Source organism: Nocardia terrae (genome assembly GCF_009760405.1).
GTDB classification, from domain to species: Bacteria; Actinomycetota; Actinomycetes; order Mycobacteriales; family Mycobacteriaceae; genus Nocardia; species Nocardia terrae.
This window is the reverse complement of the sequence record NZ_WRPP01000005.1, coordinates 23,964-40,411: the sequence shown is the minus strand read 5'-3', so window position 1 is coordinate 40,411 and position 16,448 is coordinate 23,964. Positions and strand designations below refer to the sequence as shown.

21 protein-coding genes are annotated in these 16,448 nt (G+C 68.5%); 12 read left to right on the top strand and 9 right to left on the bottom strand.

What is annotated here, in order from left to right:
- The first annotated feature begins 40 nt into the window (after positions 1–40).
- Entirely contained in the window at positions 41–922 is an 882-nt protein-coding gene (locus tag GPX89_RS24185) for an SDR family NAD(P)-dependent oxidoreductase (RefSeq protein ID WP_157389998.1), read from the top strand.
- An 11-nt stretch (positions 923–933) separates the two neighbouring features.
- On the opposite strand, the gene GPX89_RS24180 is transcribed toward GPX89_RS24185, so the two are convergent.
- Positions 934–1,716 (bottom strand): alpha/beta fold hydrolase, encoded by a 783-nt coding sequence (locus GPX89_RS24180; protein WP_157389997.1) that lies wholly within the window; start codon positions 1,714–1,716, stop codon positions 934–936.
- 105 nt (positions 1,717–1,821) lie between these two features.
- Here GPX89_RS24180 and GPX89_RS24175 point away from each other — a divergent pair, with 105 nt between their 5' ends.
- Positions 1,822–2,253: a MarR family winged helix-turn-helix transcriptional regulator gene (locus GPX89_RS24175; protein WP_328602255.1), complete on the top strand. Its 432-nt coding sequence runs from the start codon at positions 1,822–1,824 to the stop codon at positions 2,251–2,253.
- A gap of 464 nt (positions 2,254–2,717) precedes the next feature.
- Here the strand turns inward: GPX89_RS24175 and GPX89_RS24170 are convergent, their stop codons facing one another.
- Both GPX89_RS24170 and GPX89_RS24165 read right to left on the bottom strand, forming a co-directional pair.
- Entirely contained in the window at positions 2,718–3,704 is a 987-nt protein-coding gene (locus GPX89_RS24170) for a TIGR03557 family F420-dependent LLM class oxidoreductase (RefSeq protein ID WP_328602254.1), read from the bottom strand.
- Between the two features lie 41 nt (positions 3,705–3,745).
- Positions 3,746–4,180 (bottom strand): low affinity iron permease family protein, encoded by a 435-nt coding sequence (locus GPX89_RS24165; protein WP_157389996.1) that lies wholly within the window; start codon positions 4,178–4,180, stop codon positions 3,746–3,748.
- A 143-nt stretch (positions 4,181–4,323) separates the two neighbouring features.
- Between GPX89_RS24165 and GPX89_RS24160 the strand changes: the two genes are divergently transcribed.
- Positions 4,324–4,494, top strand: coding sequence for a hydrophobic protein (locus GPX89_RS24160; RefSeq protein WP_157389995.1), 171 nt, complete (start codon positions 4,324–4,326; stop codon positions 4,492–4,494).
- A gap of 63 nt (positions 4,495–4,557) precedes the next feature.
- Here the strand turns inward: GPX89_RS24160 and GPX89_RS24155 are convergent, their stop codons facing one another.
- From GPX89_RS24155 to GPX89_RS24145, 3 genes are read right to left on the bottom strand one after another with little or no spacing between them, the layout of a single operon-like run.
- Entirely contained in the window at positions 4,558–5,892 is a 1,335-nt protein-coding gene (locus tag GPX89_RS24155; RefSeq protein WP_328602253.1) for a sensor histidine kinase, read from the bottom strand.
- A 32-nt stretch (positions 5,893–5,924) separates the two neighbouring features.
- A complete protein-coding gene (locus GPX89_RS24150; RefSeq protein WP_157389994.1) occupies positions 5,925–6,623 on the bottom strand; it encodes a response regulator transcription factor in 699 nt (232 codons plus the stop codon).
- A gap of 59 nt (positions 6,624–6,682) precedes the next feature.
- The gene (locus tag GPX89_RS24145; RefSeq protein WP_157389993.1) at positions 6,683–7,474 is read right to left on the bottom strand and encodes a PepSY domain-containing protein; all 792 of its coding nucleotides are present in this window, start codon (positions 7,472–7,474) and stop codon (positions 6,683–6,685) included.
- A gap of 313 nt (positions 7,475–7,787) precedes the next feature.
- Here GPX89_RS24145 and GPX89_RS24140 point away from each other — a divergent pair, with 313 nt between their 5' ends.
- From GPX89_RS24140 to GPX89_RS24115, 6 genes are all read left to right on the top strand, one after another.
- A complete protein-coding gene (locus tag GPX89_RS24140; protein ID WP_157389992.1) occupies positions 7,788–8,231 on the top strand; it encodes a PaaI family thioesterase in 444 nt (147 codons plus the stop codon).
- Between the two features lie 103 nt (positions 8,232–8,334).
- Positions 8,335–8,637, top strand: a complete 303-nt coding sequence (locus tag GPX89_RS24135; RefSeq protein ID WP_157389991.1) for an urease subunit gamma — start codon at positions 8,335–8,337, stop codon at positions 8,635–8,637.
- A 7-nt stretch (positions 8,638–8,644) separates the two neighbouring features.
- Positions 8,645–8,956 (top strand): urease subunit beta, encoded by a 312-nt coding sequence (locus tag GPX89_RS24130; RefSeq protein WP_157389990.1) that lies wholly within the window; start codon positions 8,645–8,647, stop codon positions 8,954–8,956.
- Positions 8,956–10,677: an urease subunit alpha gene (locus GPX89_RS24125; protein WP_157389989.1), complete on the top strand. Its 1,722-nt coding sequence runs from the start codon at positions 8,956–8,958 to the stop codon at positions 10,675–10,677. Before GPX89_RS24130 ends, GPX89_RS24125 begins: the two co-directional genes overlap by 1 nt.
- Positions 10,678–10,823: 146 nt before the next feature.
- Entirely contained in the window at positions 10,824–11,495 is a 672-nt protein-coding gene (locus GPX89_RS24120; protein ID WP_157389988.1) for an O-methyltransferase, read from the top strand.
- A 116-nt stretch (positions 11,496–11,611) separates the two neighbouring features.
- Positions 11,612–11,869 carry a hypothetical protein gene (locus tag GPX89_RS24115; protein WP_157389987.1) on the top strand — a complete coding sequence of 86 codons (258 nt, stop codon included), beginning with the start codon at positions 11,612–11,614 and terminating at the stop codon, positions 11,867–11,869.
- 39 nt (positions 11,870–11,908) lie between these two features.
- Here the strand turns inward: GPX89_RS24115 and GPX89_RS24110 are convergent, their stop codons facing one another.
- A complete protein-coding gene (locus GPX89_RS24110) occupies positions 11,909–12,439 on the bottom strand; it encodes a PadR family transcriptional regulator (protein WP_198347567.1) in 531 nt (176 codons plus the stop codon).
- Positions 12,440–12,535: 96 nt separating this feature from the next.
- Between GPX89_RS24110 and GPX89_RS24105 the strand changes: the two genes are divergently transcribed.
- A complete protein-coding gene (locus GPX89_RS24105; RefSeq protein WP_157389985.1) occupies positions 12,536–12,934 on the top strand; it encodes a nuclear transport factor 2-like protein in 399 nt (132 codons plus the stop codon).
- 4 nt (positions 12,935–12,938) lie between these two features.
- Positions 12,939–13,349, top strand: a complete 411-nt coding sequence (locus tag GPX89_RS24100) for a YchJ family protein (protein WP_157389984.1) — start codon at positions 12,939–12,941, stop codon at positions 13,347–13,349.
- 16 nt (positions 13,350–13,365) lie between these two features.
- Here the strand turns inward: GPX89_RS24100 and GPX89_RS24095 are convergent, their stop codons facing one another.
- On the bottom strand, positions 13,366–14,034 hold the full coding sequence (locus GPX89_RS24095) for a TetR/AcrR family transcriptional regulator (protein WP_157389983.1): 669 nt from the start codon (positions 14,032–14,034) through the stop codon (positions 13,366–13,368).
- Between the two features lie 112 nt (positions 14,035–14,146).
- Here GPX89_RS24095 and GPX89_RS24090 point away from each other — a divergent pair, with 112 nt between their 5' ends.
- The gene (locus GPX89_RS24090; protein WP_157389982.1) at positions 14,147–15,646 is read left to right on the top strand and encodes an MFS transporter; all 1,500 of its coding nucleotides are present in this window, start codon (positions 14,147–14,149) and stop codon (positions 15,644–15,646) included.
- On the opposite strand, the gene GPX89_RS24085 is transcribed toward GPX89_RS24090, so the two are convergent.
- Positions 15,643–16,398 (bottom strand): hypothetical protein, encoded by a 756-nt coding sequence (locus GPX89_RS24085; RefSeq protein WP_157389981.1) that lies wholly within the window; start codon positions 16,396–16,398, stop codon positions 15,643–15,645. The genes GPX89_RS24090 and GPX89_RS24085 overlap by 4 nt on opposite strands.
- Between the last annotated feature and the right edge of the window lie 50 nt (positions 16,399–16,448).

Sequence of the window (16,448 nt, the reverse complement as noted above, 5' to 3'; positions counted from 1 at the left end):
GACGCATGAGCTTGCGGGACAACACCATCGGAGGAGCGAAATGAGTACCGTCGCACTCGTCACCGGAGCCACCCAGGGCCTGGGACTGGCCCTGGTCGAAGGTCTCGCCCAGCGACTGGAGCCCGAGGACACCGTCTACCTCACCGGCCGCGATCTCGACCGGGTCGGCGCGGCCGTCGCCGCCATGCCCGCCGGTGGCGCACAGGTACGCGGGGAGCTGCTCGACGTCGCCGATCCCACTGCCGCCGAACGCCTTGCCGCGCAACTGAAATCTCGGCACGGCGGGGTGGACGTCGTCTTCGGCAATGCCGTCATGCGCGTCGGCCCCGACGACGACCCGCGCCGGATCGTCCGGGACTACGTGGAGGTCAACAACTTCGGCACCACCCGGCTGCTGCGCGCGTTCGCCCCGATCCTCCGCGACAACGCCCGTCTGATCATCGTGGCGAGTTCCCTGGGCACCCTCCACCACCTGGCCCCGAGCCTGCACGACCGCTTCGATGGTCCCGGCTCCCTCGACGACCTCGACCATCAGGTGGCGCGCTGGCGTGACGCGGTCGCCGACGGCAGCGCCCGCTCCGGCGACTGGCCCGGCTTCGTCAATATCCCCTCCAAGATCGCGCAGGTCGCCGCCGTCCGCATCCTCGCCGCGGACCGCCGCGAATCCGACAGTGCCCGTGGCATTCTCCTCGCCGCCGTCTGCCCGGGAATGATCAACACCCCTACTTCGGCCCTGTGGTGGAACGTCAGCGACGCGCCCACCCCGGCCCAAGCGGCCAACGGCCTTGTGGACCTCGCCCTCGGCCCGGTAGATCCCGCGCACTACGGCGAACTCGTCCGTGGCGGAAAGGTATTGCCCTGGTCGCCGGCGTCCGGCCGCGCGACGGTCGTGCCCTACGCGGCCACTACCGCGTCCTCCTGACCGGTGTCGGGTCAGTCGGCCTCTCTCGGAGTGTCGAGAAAGTCTTCGACGAGCTCGACGAAATGCTTCGGCGTTTCCAATTGCGGGAGATGGCCCGCATTCTCGATGAGTTCGAGGCGTGCGCCGGGGATGGCCGACGCGAAGGCGTGGCCGTGTGCGACGGGGATCATGCGGTCGCACTCGCCCCACACCACCAAGGTCGGGACCGCGATGGCCGGGAGCCGGTCGAGCAGATGCGGGTCCGTCATGGCCGTGCCGCCGTAGGTCTGCAGGGCGGCGCGGTTTCCGTCCATGGTCGAAAGGCGTTGCGGGGAAAGGGTGCTCGGGTCGATGCGGAAGTCGTCGGGGCGGCAGTAGCTCAGGTCGGCGAGCTGGTCGAAGGTGAGCGCGAAGAAGTCGGCGATCGGGGTCTGCGGCAGATCCAGTCCGGCCGCGTCGGCGAGGACGACCCGCGCGACGCGTGGGTCACCGAGCAGGGCGAGCTCGGCGGCGATCCAGCCCCCGATCGAATTGCCGACCACGGTCACGTCCGTGAGATCCAGGGCTTCGAGCAGTGCGCGGTACCGCCGGGCCAAATCGGCCATGCTCGTGAGGTTTTCCGGTCGCGGAGTGTCCTCGAATCCGGGATGGGTCGGCGTGAGCACCCGGTGGTGCTCGCCCAGCGCCTGCGCGAGGCCGTCGACCGAGATCGGTCCCGCGCCGCCGTGCAGCAGCAGGATCGGGTCGCCGGTGCCGCGATCGTCGACGGTCAACTGGACGGGCTCGCCGAACCCGGTGAGGGAATGGATGGTCATCGAAATCTCCGAATCTCCGGGAGCTGCAACCGCTCCCGACTATATAAGGAAGCTTATATCAAGCTCCTTATATAAGGAAGATGAATTCGGGGATACACTGTCGCCGTGGACCCTTCCCTCCAACAAGTCGGTCAGGCGGTCAAACGACTGCAATGGCACCACCACCGCGAAGCCAACCGCCGCCTCGCCGAGCTCGGCCTGTCCCTGGCCCAATGGGACGTCCTGCGCAACCTGCACGAACATCCCGACGCCTCGCTCCACACCCTGGCCCAGCTGACCTTCCAAACCGACCAATCCATGGGGACACTGGCAACCCGCATGATCGACCGCGGCCTACTCGTCCGAGTCGCGGGCCCCGGCCGAGCGATCCGCCACCGCCTCACCCCCGAAGGCGAACAGGCACACCGCAAGGGCTCCCTGCTGATGAACGAGATCCTCGACACCACGATCGGCACCCTCCCCCCATCCGACCGCGCCACCCTGTACCGACTCCTCAACGCCGCCAACCCCACCCACGCCGACGCCGACGCCGGCTAGGGCGGGGTTCCACCTCGCGGCAGGGGTCAGATCAGGACGCCGGACACTGCGGCGGCTGCCCCTGAGGCGGCTCACCCTGCGGCGGCTGGCCTTGCGGCGGTTGCCCCTGCGGCGGCTGGCCCTGGGAATCTCCGGGCGGAGGGCACTGTCCTGCGACTGGACCGCCGGGCTGATCGGGCGCCGGGTCGGCGGCAGCGATACCCGCTGCCGCCCCGAGCAATCCGAGGGAGATCGCGGCGGTAGCGGCGATTCTCGACAACCTCGAGTGGGACATAGATGCATCTCCTGTCGTCGGGGGTCATTCCGGCGCACACGGCTCGATCGTTCCGCGCGCCCTGAACATCGTTGCGCTGGAACATCAGTGCGAAATTGGTGTAAGCCAGGTGCGAGCTGTGAGCCGGTCCACCGCCCCGCACGGCCGAGATGGCCTGTGGCGGTAGGGATCGTCACGGACAGCGTTGGATCTACTTCTGGCCGCGGGAAGCTGCGTCCCGTAGCTTCTCCAGCAGGGGTGTGGCGGCTTCGGTGAGGAAGCGTTGTTGTGCCTCGTCGCCGATCTGGACGAGGGCGATGTCGGTGAAACCGGCTTCCCAGTAAGGGCGGACCGAATCGACGACCGAGTCGAGGTCCGGGCCGCAGGCGATGGTGTCGGCGACATCCTCGGGTCGTACCAGTCGCGTCGCGGCGGCGAAGGCGTCGGTGGTGGGCAGGTTCGAGTTCACGTCCCAGCCGCCGGTGGACCAGCGGAACTGTTCGTGGGCGCGTTGAACGGCCTTGTCGCGGTGGGCATCCCAGCTCAGTGGGACCTGACCGGTGATCCGTGCCGAACCGTCGGGCTTGGCATCGTGCCAGGACCGCACCAGGTCTTCGTCGGGTTCGGTGCTGATCATCTCGTCGGCCAGCGGGGCGAAGCGTTCCACCGAGCGTGGGCCCGACACCGCGACCGCGATCGGAACGGGCTGGGCCGGCAGGTCCCAGATGCGTGCGGAATCGACCCGATACCAATGTCCGCGTCGGCTCACCGTCCGGCCCGAATGCAGGTCGCGGATGATGCGTATCGCTTCCTCGAGGCGCTCGTGCCGCTCGGCGAGTCCGGGCCAGCCCGCACCCACCACGTGCTCGTTGAGGCTCTCCCCGCTGCCCAGCCCCAGCGTGAAACGGCCGCCGGCGAGGATCTGCAGGGTGGCGGCCTGCTGGGCCACCACCACCGGGTGGTACCGCATGGTCGGGCACGTCACGTAGGTCATCAGCGGAATCGACTCGGTGGCCTGCGCGACCGCGCCGAGCAGCGTCCACGCGTGCGGCGCGTGCCCCTGCTCCTGGAGCCAGGGGGAGAAATGGTCGCTGCTGACCAGGAAATCGAATCCGGCGCGTTCCGCGGCCGCGGCGTAGCCGACGAGTTCGCGGGGGCCGCTCTGCTCGGTCATCAGCGTGTATCCGAATCTGGTCACAGGTTCGCTCCTTCGCGGTCGCTCAACGGGATACCGACGAGCTACCCCGCAGATCCGGATTGATGTCTGCTCGTCTGTCCGCGTGATCCCTCGCGCTTCTCCAAACCCACCGCGTTGGCGAGTTCACTGCGATGGCGATCGAGCTCCGGATATTCGGCGCTGAGCTCACCCATGAAGGCGGCCAGCGCGCCCGCGATCGCGTTGAGCTTGTCCTGCACCGCGGCGTCACTGCGCCGCTGCGTGTTCTGCAGCAGCGCCACCAGCAGGAAGGTGATGATGGTCGTGGCGGTGTTGATGACCAGTTGCCAGGTGTCGATGCTCGGCAGCACCAGGATCGATGGCACCCAGATCACCACCAGCGCCACGCACAGGACGAAAAACCCCGGCCGAGAAGCCCACTCGCTGGTGCTGGTGGCAAACCGGTCGAACACCGACAGCGTCCCGCTGTCGTCCGGTCCGTCCTTCGAGGTATCCATGTCGCACTCCTTCACAACCCGACGCCTCCCTGGTGCGGTGCTACCACCGAAACACCTGGTAAACGATGTCGTGCCCGGGGCGTGACCGCCGCCCGTTAGCAACTCACGGTGGCGGGTACGCACCGATCAGGAGGTTGACGGATATGGCCGTATTGCTTTTGGTGCTGCTGCTCGCTCTCGTTTTCGTCGGGCTGGGATTCCTCGTGAAGGTTCTCTGGTGGGTTGCCATCGCCGTGCTGGTGATCTGGGCTCTCGGGTTCGTGTTCCGCAGCGCTGATACCGCCGGTGGTCGCGGACGCTGGTACCGCTGGTAGCCGCCACGAAATAACCACCCTGGGGTCGGCGTCTGCCGAAGCCTCCGGCGAACAGCGGTCGTGTCAGTGGGTATGCGCCGACCATGCCGGTGACGGCAGGGTGAGAACCAGGCGCGCGCCCCGAGACCGAGCCGGGTGCGCGGTGAGGGTGCCGCCGTGCGCGGTGGCGATATCGCGGGCGATGGCCAGGCCGAGGCCGGTGCCGCCGGCGTCGCGGCTGCGGGACTCGTCCAGGCGGGTGAAGCGGGTGAAGACGCGCTCGCGGTCAGCGGCCGCGATGCCCGACCCGTCGTCGCGTACCTCGACCGTGGTGTGGTCTCCAATGACGGTGACAGCCAGTGTGATTCGCGATTCCGCGTGGCGCTGGGCATTGTCGAGCAGGTTGTTCAGGACTCGCGCCAGCTGTCCCCGATTGGCGCTCACCGCAGCGGTTCCGGGTGCCTCGAGCACGACGGGGACGCGGCCCTCGGGGCGCTCGCGCAGCACTTCGGCGGCGAGGGCGGACAGGTCCACGGTCGTCCGGTCGGGGTGGTCGCCCGCGTCGATGCGGGCCAGCAGCAGCAGATCGTCGGCGAGCTGCTGGACTCGGACCACATCGTCGAGAAGGTCCGGGCCGTCCAGCAATTCGGGATGGGCCAGCGACATCTCCACGTGAGCCCGCAGGGCCGCAATGGGATTGCGCAGTTCGTGAGAGGCGTCGGCGACGAATCTCCGTTGCCTTTCCATGGACTGTTCGAGACGGTCGAGAGTGTCGTTCATGGTCGTGGACAGTCGCGCGATCTCGTCGCGGGAAGCGGGCACGGGCACCCGGCGGCCCAGATCGTGCTCGGTGATCTCGGCGACCTGGACGCGGATCGCCTCCACCGGCCGCAGTGCTCGCCCCGTGGCGGCCCAGGTGACCGCACCGACCAGCGCGAGCAGCGCCGGGATGCTGGGCAGCATGGCGTCGCGGATCAATTGCTCGGCGTACTCGGCGGTTTCGAGGGAGGTGCCCGCGTACACCGTCGCGGGGGTGTCGCCCGCGGTCGTGCGGACCGCGACCACCCGATACGGATGATCGCGCCCATCCGTGCGCACCCGCAGGCCGCGGGCCGCGGCCGCGCTGTCGGGGGAGGGCGCGAAGGAAGCGACCGGTGCCTGCCCGGTCAGATTGTGACTGGCCGCGAGGATCCGGCCGTCATCGGCCACCACCTGCAGCAGGCTGTCCTCGCCCTCCGGGATGGCTAGCCGTTGCACGAGCGTGCCGTCGGCGGCGGACCGCCCGACCGCCTCGGCGCGGATCCGCGCGGTCCGTTCGGCGGAGGCGACCAGCCCGTGCCGGGTCACCGCGAGCAGGCCCGCGTAGGCGGCCAGCAGGGCGACGGCGACGATCACCAACGCGCCCACGGTGGTCTTCACCCGGACCGAAGCGATCGGAAAAACGCGGCGGCTCACGCGGATTCGGTCTCGGCGGGCACGAGCCGGTAGCCCAGGCCGCGCGAGGTGTGCACCAGCTTGTCGGCGTGGCCGAAGGGCTGATCGATCTTCCGGCGCAGGGCGCTGATGTGAACCTCGACGATATTGGGATCGCTCTCGGCGGGCAGGTCCCAGACCTCTTCCAGCAGAGCGCCTTTCGACACCGTCGTACCGGGCCGGTGCGCCAGTGCGGCGAGCAGGTCGAATTCCTTGGCGGTGAGCGGTATCTCGGTGCCCAGCCGGGTGCAGCGGCGCGAGGCGAGGGTCAGCCGCAGATCGCCCACCACGACGGTCTCGGCCCGGCCCCGGGCAGCGCGACGCAGCAGCGCGCGCAGCCGGGCCTGCAGCACCAGATACGAGAACGGCTTGGTCAGATAGTCGTCGGCGCCGGTGTCCAACCCTTCGGCGACGTCGTATTCGCTGTCCTTGGCGGTCAGCATGAGGATCGGCGTCCACAGTCCGGCCGCGCGGATCATCGAACAGACCCGGTGCCCGTCGATGCCGGGCAGCATCACGTCGAGAACGATGGCGTCGTAGTCGGATTCGAGCGCCAGCCGCAGCCCCTCGTTCCCGTCGTGGGCGACATCGACACGCAGGCCCTCCGCCTCGAACCCGCGCCGCAGGACCTTGGTCAGCGAGACCTCGTCCTCGACGATCAGGATGCGGGAGCTCATCGTGTCGACACTAATGAACACCCGCTACCGATTTCACGGGTCATTTGTCCCGACCGCGCTCACCGAGGCAGGTACACCGACCAATCGTGGTAGTCGCGGCCGAAATCACCCGAACGCTCGCGAGCACGCTCCTGCCAGCGAGGCTGCTCCGAAACACCGCGATCCTCGGACACTTCGCGCGCCCGGTCGGCGACGCGCGGCCGCTCGTTCCCACGGTCTCGTTCCGTCTCGTGGCGAACCACGGCCGCAGACCGGGCATCGACCTCGATCTCGTGCCGTGTCGCGCCGTCGGTGACCTCGATGCGCCACTGCGGACGGCTCTCACTGCCCTGGATCGACACCTCGCTGACATGCCCCTGCCCGGCCGCCGCGAGCGCGACCTGCCCGGCCTCGACGCGCGACACCGTGGCCGCCGCGAGCTTGGCCAGCGGGATCTGCAGATACGAACGGGCCCGGTCCGGCATGCGGTCGGCCCGACTGCTCAACAGCGCACCGGTGGCGGCATCCACGGCGACGTTGTGCACCCGCGGTTCGGAGGTCATGACGTCGACCTCCCAGACCCCGTTGTCCAGGGTCAGGTCGGTGACCGAGCCGCCCGCCACCGACTTCTCGGCCGTATCGGCCGCCGCGGCCCAGGAGACGGCCGGGCCACCCGTCTCGACGAACCCGGTCGCCTTCGCCGTATCGATGTCGGCGAACTCCTTGGTCGTCGCGGCGGTCGCACGCACCATCTCGACCCCGGTGTCGGAACCGGAACTGCAGGCCGCTGATCCCACCGCGAGCGCCCCGATCAGCACTGACGCCGCAAGGGCGCGGTGTCGGCGGGCGACGGTCAGGGGGCGGCGGTTCATGCTGTGCTCCTTCATCGTTCGGATCAGCGGCCCGGATCGGCCTGCCGATGCATGAACGATGTCAATGCGGTCTGAACCGTCCCTGAAGAAGCCTGAAGCCGCCTTCAGGATCCGTGGATCAGTTGACATCGAGCCGGTCATCCCGAGACGGTTGCCATGTTAGGTAAGCCTGACCTATACTGATCGCGGCGTAAGGGCCGAGAGAGTATCCGGAGGGCTGCCGTTGATACCCCGGTCCGCTGCCGCGGCGGGCTTCCCCGATTTGGGGGAGCCCGCCGCTTCGTATCTAGATCGCGCGTGCGAACGTGGAGCTATGAGTGACGACTTCTCCTCGGTCAAGTCCATGGCCGATGTGACCCCCGCGCTGATGAACAAGATGAGCGAGGGAACCTTCACCGACCTGCTCGGGCTGAAGTTCACCGAGCTGAGCGGGGACGGCGTGAGCGCGGAGTGGGTGGTGACCCCGCAGCAGTTCCAGCCGGCCGGGATCGTGAACGGCGGCGTGTACTGCACGGTGGTCGAGACGCTCGCGAGCGTGGCCGCGGGCGCGTGGCTGGGCGACCGGGGCACGGTCGTGGGCGTGAACAACAACACCGACTTCCTGCGGGCGGTGCGCGAGGGCAAGCTGACCGGCGTGTCGACGCCGATCCACCGCGGGCGCTCCCAGCAGCTGTGGGTCGTGGAGATCACCGATGAGCAGGGCCGCATGGTGGCGCGCGGTCAGGTGCGGTTGCAGAACCTGTACCCGCAGAACTGAAATCGCGCGGACCGAAAGGTCTGCTACCGACGAAACATGCTGGTAACCCGGGTCATGCCAGAATGGCCGACGATCCATCCCCGCGATTCGACGAGGAGTCCGAATGCGATTGTCGCCGCATGAGCAGGAACGCCTGCTGCTGAGTTACGCGGCCGAGCTGGCGCGGCGGCGACAGGCTCGCGGACTGAAGCTGAATCACCCGGAAGCGGTCGCGCTCATCACCGACCACGTGCTCGAGGGCGCGCGCGACGGGCGCACCGTCGCCGAGCTGATGGCGTCCGGGCGGACCGTGCTGACCCGCGCCGACGTCATGGACGGCGTGCCGGAGATGATCCACGACGTCCAGGTCGAGGCCACCTTCCCCGACGGCACCAAGCTCGTCACCGTCCACCACCCGATCGGATGACGCGGCCATGATTCCTGGCGAATACCTCTGTGCCGAGGGCACTATCGAGCTGAATCCGGGTGCCGACCGCATCGAACTCGAGGTGGTCAACACCGGTGACCGGCCCGTGCAGGTCGGCTCGCACGTGCATTTCCCGCAGGCCAATTCCGCGCTGGACTTCGATCGCGAGGCCGCGCACGGCCGCCGCCTCGACATTCCCGCCGGGACCGCCGTGCGCTTCGAACCCGGTCTGCGTCACCGGGTCTCGCTGGTGCCGCTCGGCGGTTCCCGGGAAGTCCACGGAATCAGCCTCACCCCACCCGGAAAGCTGGATGCCTGATGGCCGAATTGTCACGTGCCCGCTACGCCGAACTGTTCGGGCCCACCGTCGGCGACCGAATCCGCCTGGCGGACACCGACCTGCTCATCGAGATCACCGAGGACCGTTGCGGCGGACCGGGTCTGGCCGGTGACGAGGCCGTCTTCGGCGGCGGCAAAGTGCTGCGCGAATCCATGGGCCAGGCCCGCGCCACCCGCGCCGAGGGGACTCCCGACACCGTCATCACCGGTGTGGTGATCGTCGATCACTGGGGAATCATCAAGGCCGACATCGGCATTCGCGACGGCCGGATCACCGCCATCGGCAAGGCGGGCAACCCCGACACCATGAGCGGGGTGCACCCGGACCTGGTGGTCGGGCCCTCGACCGAGATCATCGCCGGCAACGGCCGCATCGTCACCGCCGGTGCGATCGACTGCCACGTGCACTTCATCTGCCCGCAGATCCTCGACGAGGCCATGGCGGGCGGCATCACCACCCTCATCGGCGGCGGCACCGGCCCGGCCGAGGGCTCCAAGGCCACCACCGTCACCCCGGGCGCCTGGCATCTGGCCCGCATGCTCGAGTCCACCGACGCCTGGCCGGTGAACATCCTGCTGCTCGGCAAGGGCAACACGGTGCGCGAGGAAGCGCTGTGGGAGCAATTGCGCGGCGGCGCGGGCGGTTTCAAGCTGCACGAGGACTGGGGCACCACCCCGGCCGCCATCGACAAGGCACTCACCGTCGCCGACGCGTCCGGCGTCCAGGTGGCGCTGCACTCGGACACCTTGAACGAGGCCGGATTCGTCGAGGACACCCTCGCCGCGATCCGGGGCCGGGCCATCCACTCGTATCACACCGAGGGCGCGGGCGGCGGTCACGCGCCCGACATCATCACCGTCGCTTCGCATCTCAATGTGCTGCCCAGCTCCACCAACCCGACCCGGCCGCACACCGTCAACACCCTCGACGAGCACCTGGACATGCTCATGGTGTGCCACCACCTGAGCCCGTCCATCCCCGAGGATCTGGCCTTCGCGGAGAGCCGGATCCGCCCGTCCACCATCGCCGCCGAGGATCTGCTGCACGATCTGGGCGCGATCTCCATGATCGGCTCCGACGCCCAGGCCATGGGTCGCATCGGCGAGGTGGTCATGCGCACCTGGCAGACCGCGCACGTCATGAAACGCCGCCGCGGCGCGCTCCCCGGCGACGGGGCCGCCGACAACAACCGCGTGCAGCGCTACATCGCGAAATACACCATCTGCCCGGCGGTTACGCACGGCCTCGACGCCGAGATCGGTTCCGTCGAGGTCGGCAAGCTGGCCGACCTGGTGCTGTGGGAGCCCGCCTTCTTCGGCGTGCGCCCGCACGCGGTCATCAAGGGCGGCGCGATCGCCTGGGCCGCGATGGGTGATGCCAACGCCTCCATCCCGACCCCGCAGCCGGTCCTGCCGCGCCCCATGTTCGGCGCGGCTCCGAGCGTCACGGCGGGCACCTCGCTGCACTTCGTCTCGGAGCAGGCCATCGAGGACGGCCTGGCCGACCGCCTGCGCGTGAACCGGAAACTGGTGCCGGTGGCCAACGTTCGCCGCCGCACCAAGGCCGACCTGCCCAACAACGAGGCCATGCCGCGGATCGAGGTCGACCCCGACACCTTCACCGTCCGCATCGACGGCGAGGTGTGGGCCGAACAGCCCGCCACCGAACTGCCCATGGCACAGCGGTACTTCCTGTTCTGATCGGATAGCGTCGAGCGAACGCCGATGTCCTGCCCGGGCATCGGCGTTCGTCGCATTCGGCGGGCCGACGCCCATCGGCGAGTGTGAAATGTCTCGGCTCGAGCGCAATGCTGGGAGGGTGCTCGGTGCGGTGGCAGACTGCGGGTATGACGAGTGCCGAGTGGGCCGAAGTTGATCGTTATCTGGTGGAAACCCTGGTGGGGGACGGGGATTCGGAGACCTTGCGGGCGAACGCGGCGGCGGGGCTGCCCGCCATCGATGTGTCGCCGCCGCAGGGGAAGTTCTTGTACGTGATCGCGAAAACGGCGCGGGCGCGGCGGGTGCTGGAGATCGGCACGCTGGGCGGGTACAGCACCACCTGGCTGGCGCGGGCGGTGGGGAAGTCCGGGCAGGTGGTGACGCTCGAATTCGAGCCGAAGCACGCCGAGGTGGCGCGCGGGAACCTGGATCGCGCGGGCGTGGGAGAGCGGGTGGAGATCCGGGTCGGGGCGGCGCTGGATTCGCTGGCCGTGCTCGCCGAGGAGCAGCCCGAGCCGTTCGATCTGGTGTTCATCGACGCGGACAAGGTGAACAACTCGAACTATGTGCGGTGGGCGCTGCGGCTGACCCGGCCCGGGTCGGTGATCATCGTCGACAATGTGGTGCGCAACGGGCGGATCGCCGACGCGGATTCGGCGGATGCGGCCGTGCGGGCCAGCCGGGACGTCATCGAATTGATCGCCGCCGAACCGCGATTGGACGGGACCGGGCTGCAGACCGTCGGCGGTAAGGGCTGGGACGGATTCGCGTACGCGATCGTGCTGGGCGAGGACGACTGAGGCGGAGCTCACTCCGGGCGGGTGAGCTGGGCTTATCCGGTCCGGCTCATCCCACCGAGTGAGGTTGCTCGAAAGTTGCCTGGCGTCTTCGGGCTTGGATCAATACGGTCGTACCAATGAGCGACCTGTACGGCCCGACCTTCCCGCCACCCGCCTTCATGGCTCCGGTGGAGCCCGAGGGGAAACCGGGTGCGCTGGCGCGGTTGCGCGGTGGCGTTCTGATCGCCGCTCCGGTTGCCGCGCTGGTTCTCGTGGTCGGCGTGCTCGCGGTCGTCATCTATCGCGGTGAGCATCCTGGCTCGGCCGGTTCGGATCCGGATCGGCGCGCCAATGTGTCCACGTCCGCGCCGGTGGTTCCGGCGCGGTCCTCGTAACCTCCCGGCGGCGCGGCGCTTTCGCGGCGCGGCCGTTCGCTACGGATTCGCGGCGAGTTCTTCCCAGTAGTCCACGTACGCCTGTTCGTGCATGATGCCCAGTCGTAGCACCCGGGCGCGGGAGACCGCGCGCACGCTGTCGCCCGGATCGATCTGCTCGTACAGCTCGCGGTAGAGCTCGAGCCAGCGCCGGTGCTCGGCGGCCTGATTGCGGGCCAGGGCCACCACGTCGCCGGGTTCGCCGAGGTCGGCGAAGAACAGCTTCAGCTGCGCCGGGTCACGGGTCTCGGGCGGGGGTGAACTCGGATCGCCGAGCCAGCGGGTGAATTCGGCGCGCCCGGCGTCGGTGAGATGGAAGACGCGGCGGCGGCGTCCGCCCTCCTCGGCTTCCTCACGCAACAGGCCCTGCTCGGCCAGGCGCGGCGGCACCCGATAGAGCTGGGCGTGGGGGATGGGCCAGAACTTGTCGACGCTCTCCTCGAGCCGGACCTTCAGATCGTAGGGGGTCAGCGGTCCGTGCCGGGCGATGAGACCCAGCACGATGTGGTCCTGCGGGCCGAGTTCGGCCATGCCGCACACCCTTTCACTCGAATCCATTGACACGGTATCGATGAGACTATACCGTCGTCGGCGAGATCATATCAATGAGACTATCGAGGAGTGGCGATGCGAGACTTCGGCATCGAGCTGTACAACCGCTGGACCGCGATCTGGAACCGCGAACTGCCGGTCGAGGAGGTCATGGCCCCGCATTTCACGCTGCGCTACGCCCAGCCGGGGGCGACCGTGTACGACGACATCCACGATCCGGCGGCCTTCGCCGCGCAGATCGAGCTGTTCCACAAGCAGTTGCCGGGCATCGTGTTCGCCCCGCAGGGCATCCCCGTCATCGAGATGGACGAGACCCGCACGGGCCTGGTGGCCCAGCCCTACGGGGTCACGATCACCCGCGGCGACCAGGTCGTCGACCTGAGCGGCACCGACATCCTGCGCTCCGAGAACGGCCTCATCGTCGAGGTCTGGTCGGTGTCGGGCGGGCTCACCGGACGCAGCTTCTACGCTTGACCCCATGTCGAAGCGCCGCAAAGCCCAGCCGATTTTGCAGGACTGCCCGTGCGGGCTCCCCGCCGCCTACGCGGACTGCTGCGGTCGGCTGCATCGGGGCGAGGTGAGCGCGACGACCGCCGAACAGCTCATGCGCTCACGCTTCAGCGCCTTCGCCGTCCGCGACGAGGACTACCTGCTGCGCAGCTGGGATCCCGAAACCCGCCCGGCCGACATCGATTTCGACCCCGGCCTGCGCTGGGATCGACTCGAGATCCTGTCCGCCACCGCCGGTGGCCCGTTCCACACCGAGGGCACGGTGGAATTCCGCGCCCACTACCGCGCCCACGGCACCCCGGGCGAACTCCATGAGAACAGCCGCTTCCGCCGCGATCAGGGTGCCTGGGTCTACCTCGACGGCGATATCGAGAACTGACGATCGGCTCCGGCGATCAGCCGGTGGTTCTGGCCTGGAAGCCGTCGCAGAGCGCGGAGAGCCCGGAGTCGAGGAGCTGTTCGGGCTCGAGCAGGGCGGTGTCGCCGGTGCCCTCGAGGGCGGTGAGGGCCGACGGGGTGGGCCAGTGGGGTGAGCCCTCGAGCAGGGCGGTCAGGCCGGAGCGTTCGTCGGCATTGCTGTCGCGGCCGTGCAGCAATTGCGTGCTGACCTGCTGCAGGGCGACGCCGGCGATGTAGCTCCACACCGACAGGGACATGCGGGTGGCCTCGCGGGTGTCGACGCCGAGTTCGGTGAAGCCCTCGACCAGCCAGCTCAGTGCGGTGAGGCTGTATTCACCGAAGTTGTAGCGGGGCACGGCGAAGGTGAACAGCACCCAGGGGTGTTCGCGGTAGAGCCGCCAATCCACCTCGGCGGCGATGCGCACGCGGTCGCGCCAGGTCCAGTTCTCGCCCTCGGCCGGGGGATAGGGATTGCGGCGCGCGACCTCGTCGGTCATGGCCGCGAGCAGGGTGTCCTTGTTGGGGATGTGCCGGTAGAGCGACATGGCTCCGGCGTTCATGCGTTCGGCGATGCGGCGCATGGACAGGGCATCGAGTCCGGACTCGTCGGCCAGTGCGATGGCGGTGTCGACAATGGCGGCCCGGGTGAGCTTGGCCTCGGTCATCGGACGAATTCTTTCCTTCCCGCACCGGTTATGCGTACACTGTACCCTTGTCGCGCGTACGGTGTACGCGCACCGTCTTTGTTCAGCCGCGAATCAGCCCGAAGGATAGGTCATGACGAGTACCCTCGCGCGTCCCGACGCGAAGACGCCGCGCCGTGCCTGGGCCGGCCTGGCCGTGTTGCTGCTGCCGGTGCTGCTGGTGTCGATGGATATGTCGGTGCTGTACCTGGCCATGCCGACGCTGACCCAGAGCCTGGATCCCTCGGCCACCCAACAGCTCTGGATTCTCGACATCTACGGGTTCATGATCGCGGGTCTGCTCATCACCATGGGCAATGTCGGCGATCGGATCGGGCGGCGCAATATCCTGCTCGCCGGCGCCACGGTATTCGGAATCGCCTCGGTGCTGGCCGCTTTCGCGCCGAGCGCGGGCGTGCTCATCGCGGCCCGGGCGCTCATGGGCATCGGTGGCGCGACGCTACTGCCCTCCAGCCTGGCCCTGATCTCCACCCTGTTTCCCAATGATCGGGCGCGGGCGACCGCGATCGGCGTGTGGACCGCGTTCTTCGCGGGCGGTTCTGCGGTCGGGCCGATCATCGGCGGCGTGCTGCTGCACCACTTCTGGTGGGGCTCGGTGTTCCTGATCAATACCCCGGTGCTGCTGGTGCTGCTGGTCTTCGGCCCGCTGCTGCTTCCCGAGCACCGCGCGGCCGGGCGCGGGCCGCTGGACTGGGTGAGCGTGCTGCTGTCCATCGGCGGCATCCTGCCCATCGTCTACGCCATCAAGCATTGCGCGGCCGAGGGATTCGACCTGCCCTCCATCGGGATCGGCATCATCGGCGTGCTGCTGCTGACCGCGTTCATCCGGCGGCAGCGGCACCTGAGTGAACCGCTGCTGGATCTGAGCCTGTTCCGGCGCGGACTGTTCTCGGTGGCCGTCGGCTCCAGCACGGTCGGCATGCTGGCCCTGGCGGGCATGAGCTACCTGACCAGCATGTACCTGCAGTCGGTGACCGGACGCGACGCGCTGGCCTCGGCGCTGCTCGGGATTCCCGGGGCCGTGGTGGTGTTCGTGTTCTCCATGAGCGGTGCGCGCATCGGGCGCGCCCTCGGCACCAAGACCACCTTCGTGCTCGCGCTGAGCATGGCCTCGCTGGGCAACCTCATGCTGCTCGGGGTCGGCGTGGACGGCGGCATCGGCTGGTACATCGCGGGTTCCGTAGTGGCGGGCGCGGGCTTCGGCATCGCGTTCACGCTGGTGTCGGAGGTGGCGGTGTCGTCGGTGCCGGCCGAGCGGGCCGGTTCCGCGGTCGGGATCTCCGAGACCAGCTTCGAGCTCGGCAACGGGCTGGGCCTGGCCCTGCTGGGATCGCTGGCGGCGCTGGTGTTCCGCTCCGGCGGGGACTTCGGCCCCACCCTGGGCGAGACCATCAACGAGGCCGGAGACAATGCGGCGCTGGTGGATTCGGCGCGCGAATCGTTCGTCAACGGCATGCACGTGGCGACCACCACCGGCGCGGTGCTGCTGGCCGGCATGGCGGTGGTGGCCTTCTTCGCCAAGTCCGGTGCCACCGCGAAGAACGGTGCGGTGGCGTCCGGGTCGGCGCACTAGCCGCCGAAGATCAGGGTCCAGACCTCGGCGGCTCGGGCGCGCCAGGGCATGATCACGCGCCGGTAGGCCCAGCGCACCGGCTTCGCCAGGGCGTGCCGGGCGCGGGCGATGGCCGCGAAGAGCGGTTGCAGGACAGTGCGGTTGAGCCATCGGCAGGGCGCCACCACCGTGAATTCGACGACGGTGGTGGCCATCCTCCAGCCGAACGCGCAGGTCACGAGCACCACGTGGACCAAGGGGCGGAGCACCCAGCGCCAGAGTTGCACCAGCGGCCAGATGATCAGCCAGGTGATGATCGGATTCACGATGTGCTCGATGAACCAGACGATCGCCAGCAGGGTGGGTGCCACCACATTCCAGACTGTCCACCGGAAGGCGGGTTTCAGGACGCGTCGCCATAGCCATTCCTCGATGGCGCGCTGGATCGGACGCAGGAAATACGCCAGCAGGAATGCGCCCAGCGGGGTGAGGACCATGCCGAACAACAGTTGCTGGATCAGCCAGTGCCAGAGGTAGTTGCGCACGAAATTGCGTAACGGGCGATAGACCCAGTCCCGGAACAAGATCCACAGCGGTTCGAGCAGATGCTCGACGAACAGGCGAAGCGTCGCGGCGATGAGGTGGGCCAGCCCTTTGAGGGCCTCCCACGCCAAACGTGGCGGGACGAAGATCACCAGGGCGAGCCCCCTTGCGATCCAGCCCATGATCGAAATGTGTTCCGGTGTCGCCCGTTCCGGCGTGTGCGTCGACATGATTCCCTTCCCCCGAGTACCGTCCTTCATCCTTGTGGGCGAAAGCTGTT

Bases quoted from the DNA above. Each gene is read 5' to 3' on its own strand.
- GPX89_RS24180 (WP_157389997.1), bottom strand. From the start codon at position 1,716: ATGACCATCCATTCCCTCACCGGGTTCGGCGAGCCCGTCCAGTTGACC.
- GPX89_RS24130 (WP_157389990.1), top strand. From the start codon at position 8,645: ATGATTCCTGGCGAATACCTCTGTGCCGAGGGCACTATCGAGCTGAAT.
- GPX89_RS24105 (WP_157389985.1), top strand. From the start codon at position 12,536: ATGCGAGACTTCGGCATCGAGCTGTACAACCGCTGGACCGCGATCTGG.
- GPX89_RS24090 (WP_157389982.1), top strand. From the start codon at position 14,147: ATGACGAGTACCCTCGCGCGTCCCGACGCGAAGACGCCGCGCCGTGCC.
- GPX89_RS24100 (WP_157389984.1), top strand. From the start codon at position 12,939: ATGTCGAAGCGCCGCAAAGCCCAGCCGATTTTGCAGGACTGCCCGTGC.
- GPX89_RS24125 (WP_157389989.1), top strand. From the start codon at position 8,956: ATGGCCGAATTGTCACGTGCCCGCTACGCCGAACTGTTCGGGCCCACC.
- GPX89_RS24135 (WP_157389991.1), top strand. From the start codon at position 8,335: ATGCGATTGTCGCCGCATGAGCAGGAACGCCTGCTGCTGAGTTACGCG.
- GPX89_RS24165 (WP_157389996.1), bottom strand. From the start codon at position 4,180: ATGGATACCTCGAAGGACGGACCGGACGACAGCGGGACGCTGTCGGTG.
- GPX89_RS24145 (WP_157389993.1), bottom strand. From the start codon at position 7,474: ATGAACCGCCGCCCCCTGACCGTCGCCCGCCGACACCGCGCCCTTGCG.
- GPX89_RS24160 (WP_157389995.1), top strand. From the start codon at position 4,324: ATGGCCGTATTGCTTTTGGTGCTGCTGCTCGCTCTCGTTTTCGTCGGG.
- GPX89_RS24150 (WP_157389994.1), bottom strand. From the start codon at position 6,623: ATGAGCTCCCGCATCCTGATCGTCGAGGACGAGGTCTCGCTGACCAAG.
- GPX89_RS24095 (WP_157389983.1), bottom strand. From the start codon at position 14,034: ATGACCGAGGCCAAGCTCACCCGGGCCGCCATTGTCGACACCGCCATC.
- GPX89_RS24115 (WP_157389987.1), top strand. From the start codon at position 11,612: ATGAGCGACCTGTACGGCCCGACCTTCCCGCCACCCGCCTTCATGGCT.
- GPX89_RS24085 (WP_157389981.1), bottom strand. From the start codon at position 16,398: ATGTCGACGCACACGCCGGAACGGGCGACACCGGAACACATTTCGATC.
- GPX89_RS24120 (WP_157389988.1), top strand. From the start codon at position 10,824: ATGACGAGTGCCGAGTGGGCCGAAGTTGATCGTTATCTGGTGGAAACC.
- GPX89_RS24140 (WP_157389992.1), top strand. From the start codon at position 7,788: ATGAGTGACGACTTCTCCTCGGTCAAGTCCATGGCCGATGTGACCCCC.
- GPX89_RS24185 (WP_157389998.1), top strand. From the start codon at position 41: ATGAGTACCGTCGCACTCGTCACCGGAGCCACCCAGGGCCTGGGACTG.
- GPX89_RS24110 (WP_198347567.1), bottom strand. From the start codon at position 12,439: ATGGCCGAACTCGGCCCGCAGGACCACATCGTGCTGGGTCTCATCGCC.